The following is a 3,575-nucleotide window of genomic DNA, read 5'->3' as shown; positions in this document are numbered from 1 at the left end:
TCTTCCACGCGATGGGCGGCCGCGAGGGGCTCGTCGACACGGCGGTCCGGACCTCCAAGTCCGGCTACCTCCAGCGCCGTCTCATCAACGCGCTCTCCGAGTTGGAGGCGCAGTACGACGGCACGGTCCGGGACACCTCGGGCCGGATCGTCCAGTTCGAGTTCGGCGAGGACGGTACCTCGCCGGTGAAGGTCTCCTCCGGCGAGGGCGACGGGATCGATGTCGACGACATCGTCGACCGCGTCGTCGATTCGGAGTTCGAGTCCGACGACGAGAAGGAGCGGTTCCTCGGCGAGCGCACGCCGCCGACGAACCTCTCGGAGCACTCCGGGCCGGGGCTGAACAAGGCCGCGGGGGTGGAGTCGGATGACTGAGTACGACCACGTCACCGACGACATGGAGGCCGTCGTGGAGGCGACGGAGCTCCCCAGCCGACTCAAAGACGAGGTGTACGAGGCGCTCGAACGGAAGGCCGAGGAGACCGGCGAGATCACGGTCGAGCAGGCCACCGAGGTCGCGACGGGCGTCGAGAACCGGTATATCGAGACGCGCGTCGACCCGCTCGATCCCGTCGGCACCGTCTCCGCGCAGTCGATCGGCGAGCCCGGGACGCAGATGACGATGAACACGTTCCACTACGCCGGCGTCGCGGAGATCGACGTCACCCAGGGGCTCCCCCGGCTCATCGAGCTGGTGGACGCCCGGAAGACGCCGGACACGCCGATGATGACCGTCCACTTGGAGGGCGAGTACGCGACGGACCGCGAGAAGGCCCACGAGGTCGTCTGGTCCATCGAGGCGACGCGCATCCTCGCGCTCGGCGACGTGTCGACGAACGTCGCCGACATGCTGGTGCGGATCGACCTGAACGACGACACCCTCCTCGAACGGTGGCCGACCCACTCCGACCCCTCGGAGGTCGCCGGGATCATCGCCGAGACCATCGAGGACTCGCTCGGCGTCGACGCCCGACAGTCGGGGACCGTCGTCGAGTTCGGTCCGAGCGAGCCGAGCTACCGCGAGCTGCTCCAGCTCGTCGAGCGGCTCCGCGACATCGTCTTCAAGGGGATCGAGGAGATCGAGCGCGTCGTCATCCGGAAGGAAGAGATCGACGGCGAGGAGGAGTTCGTCCTCTACACCGAGGGGTCGGCGTTCGGCGACGCCCTCGACATCGAGGGCGTCGACGCCTCGCGGACGACGTGTAACAACATCCACGAGATCTACCGCAACCTCGGCGTCGAGGCGGCCCGCGAGACGATCATCGACGAGACGAAGAACACGCTCGAAGAGCAGGGGCTCGACGACGTGAACGTCCGTCACCTGATGCTCGTGGCCGACATCATGACGAACAACGGCGAGATCGACTCGATCGGTCGCCACGGCATCTCGGGCTCGAAGGACTCCGTGCTCGCGCGCGCGGCGTTCGAGGTGACGGTCAACCACCTGCTCGACGCCGCGATCCACGGCGAGTACGACGAGCTCGACGGCGTCATCGAGAACGTCATCGCCGGCAAACCGATCTCGCTCGGCACCGGCGACGTCGACCTCCGGATGGGGTCGCGCGTCGTGGGCGACGACTGATGTACGTCGAGCTCTCCGACGAGGCGCGGCGCTACATCGGTCGCTTCGACGAGCTGACCGGGGTCGCGCCGAAGGACTGCCTCGTGGAGGGCGACCGACTCGTGTTCCTCGTCCCGGCCGGCGAGATGGCCGCCGCGATCGGACAGGCCGGCGAGACCGTCGAGGAGGCGGAGCGGCGGCTCGGCAAGTCCGTCGAGTTGGTGGAGGACGCGGACACGCCGGAGGCGTTCGTCGCGAGCGCGCTCGCGCCCGCCGCGGTCAACGCGGTGACGATCTCCGAGCAGAACGACCGGGTCGCGTACGTCGAGGTGCCGGAGCCGGACCGCGGCGTCGCCATCGGCGCCGACGGCGCCAACATCGAGACGGCCCGGACGCTGGCGAAGCGGCACCACGATATCGACGACGTGCAGCTGACCTGAGCGTCGGCGACGAACCGGCGAGGAGGGCCGGTGCGATCGCTCGCGGTCGGCAACGAACGACGGACGCTCGCCACCGTTGAGCCGATAAGCCGGCGCGAGCGTCCGCCGTTTCGTCACTGTGATTTCGCAAAACCACCTCAGAACGGACGAGAGGTGCCGTTCGAGCGATCTGAGGCCGTTTCTCCGCGTCGAAAGACGACGCTTAAGTAGCTCCGTTCGGAAGTGGGTGTACGATGGCGAACGGCAAATACGCGGCCCGTAAGCTCAAACAGGACCGGCAGAAGCGCCGCTGGTCCGACTCCGAGTACGCTCGGCGAGAGCGCGGGCTCAAGAAGAAGTCCGACCCCCTCGAAGGCGCCCCGCAGGCTCGCGGGATCGTGCTGGAGAAGGTCGGGATCGAGGCAAAGCAGCCGAACTCCGCGATCCGAAAGTGCGTCCGCGTGCAGCTCATCAAGAACGGGAAGCAGGTCACCGCGTTCTGTCCCGGTGACGGCGCCATCTCGTTCATCGACGAGCACGACGAGGTCACGATCGCCGGGATCGGCGGGGCGAAGGGTCGCGCGATGGGCGACCTGTCCGGTGTCAACTACAAGGTCGAGAAGGTCAACGGCGTCTCGATGATCGAACTCGTTCGCGGCAACGCGGAGAAGCCCGTCAGATGAGCGGGGAGGAAGCCGAGGCGGAGTCCGACGCGGACATCGCCGCCGACGAGCCGGAGCCGGACGCGCCCGCGAGCAGCGAGGCCGCCAACGAGAACGCCAAGCTGTTCGGCGTCTGGGACGTCACCGAGATCGCCTACGAGGACCCCTCGACGAAGCGGTACATGACCGTGACGCCCATCGCCCACACCATGGGCCGTCACGCGTCCAAACAGTTCAAGAAGTCCGAGATCTCGCTGGTCGAGCGGCTGATCAACCGCCTGATGCAGACCGACGAGAACACGGGGAAGAAACAGCAGGCGACGCGGATCGTCCGCGACGCCTTCGACATCGTCCACGAGCGGACCGAGGAGAACCCGGTCCAAGTCCTCGTCCGGGCCGTCGAGAACGCCGCGCCGCGGGAAGAGACCGTCCGCCTGAAGTACGGCGGCATCTCCGTCCCGAAGGCGGTCGACGTCGCGCCCCAGCGCCGCGTCGACCAGGCGCTGCTGTTCATCTCCGACGGGGTCGCCAACGCGACGTACAAGTCGACGACCTCCGCCGCCGAGGCGCTTGCCAACGAGCTCGTCACGGCCGCGGACTACGACGCCGACCGCTCCTACTCCATCGCGCAGAAGGAGGAGCGCGAGCGCGTCGCCGCCGCGGCCCGCTAACGCCGGTTCCGACTTCGAGCCGACGGGACGCGTTTCGCGGATTTTCCGTTTCGACCCGCCCACGGAGCGGCAGCGCTACCGGACGCTGAGACGCCCGGATCAACCGAGGACGACGGGCGAAACGGGAAGCAGCTGAAGCGGATCGATTGCGGCGATACAGTGATTAAAAGCCGTGAGCGACGGCGACGATCACTGGTAAATGACGAGCGCGGTGGCGCGTGCCGACGAGCAGCCGTCAGGCTGCGAGTCGCACGCGCGAGGGA

Annotated in this window: 4 protein-coding genes and 1 pseudogene; all 5 read left to right on the top strand. The window is 67.7% G+C overall.

The features are described 5' to 3' along the window. Positions 1 to 374 (top strand): annotated as a pseudogene (locus SD626R_RS14985) (DNA-directed RNA polymerase subunit A'); the annotation flags it as partial. Further along, positions 367 to 1,581: a DNA-directed RNA polymerase subunit A'' gene (gene rpoA2, locus SD626R_RS14980; protein ID WP_092567122.1), complete on the top strand. Its 1,215-nt coding sequence runs from the start codon at positions 367 to 369 to the stop codon at positions 1,579 to 1,581. The pseudogene SD626R_RS14985 and the gene rpoA2, both read left to right, overlap by 8 nt. Next, positions 1,581 to 2,000: a NusA-like transcription termination signal-binding factor gene (locus tag SD626R_RS14975; RefSeq protein ID WP_092567121.1), complete on the top strand. Its 420-nt coding sequence runs from the start codon at positions 1,581 to 1,583 to the stop codon at positions 1,998 to 2,000. Before rpoA2 ends, SD626R_RS14975 begins: the two co-directional genes overlap by 1 nt. Positions 2,001 to 2,233: 233 nt before the next feature. Then, complete coding sequence (locus SD626R_RS14970) at positions 2,234 to 2,662, top strand: 30S ribosomal protein S12 (RefSeq protein ID WP_004048726.1); 429 nt, start codon at positions 2,234 to 2,236, stop codon at positions 2,660 to 2,662. Continuing rightward, positions 2,659 to 3,312: a 30S ribosomal protein S7 gene (locus tag SD626R_RS14965; protein WP_092567120.1), complete on the top strand. Its 654-nt coding sequence runs from the start codon at positions 2,659 to 2,661 to the stop codon at positions 3,310 to 3,312. The genes SD626R_RS14970 and SD626R_RS14965 overlap by 4 nt, the downstream gene beginning before the upstream one ends. Positions 3,313 to 3,575 lie beyond the last annotated feature (263 nt).

The sequence above is a fragment of the Halorubrum sp. SD626R genome (assembly GCF_001261915.1).
Lineage (GTDB): Archaea > Halobacteriota > Halobacteria > Halobacteriales > Haloferacaceae > Halorubrum.
Note: the sequence above shows the minus strand (reverse complement) of the source record. Positions and strands in the feature narration are given on the sequence as shown.

Bases quoted from the DNA above. Each gene is read 5' to 3' on its own strand.
- rpoA2 (WP_092567122.1), top strand. From the start codon at position 367: ATGACTGAGTACGACCACGTCACCGACGACATGGAGGCCGTCGTGGAG.
- SD626R_RS14975 (WP_092567121.1), top strand. From the start codon at position 1,581: ATGTACGTCGAGCTCTCCGACGAGGCGCGGCGCTACATCGGTCGCTTC.
- SD626R_RS14970 (WP_004048726.1), top strand. From the start codon at position 2,234: ATGGCGAACGGCAAATACGCGGCCCGTAAGCTCAAACAGGACCGGCAG.
- SD626R_RS14965 (WP_092567120.1), top strand. From the start codon at position 2,659: ATGAGCGGGGAGGAAGCCGAGGCGGAGTCCGACGCGGACATCGCCGCC.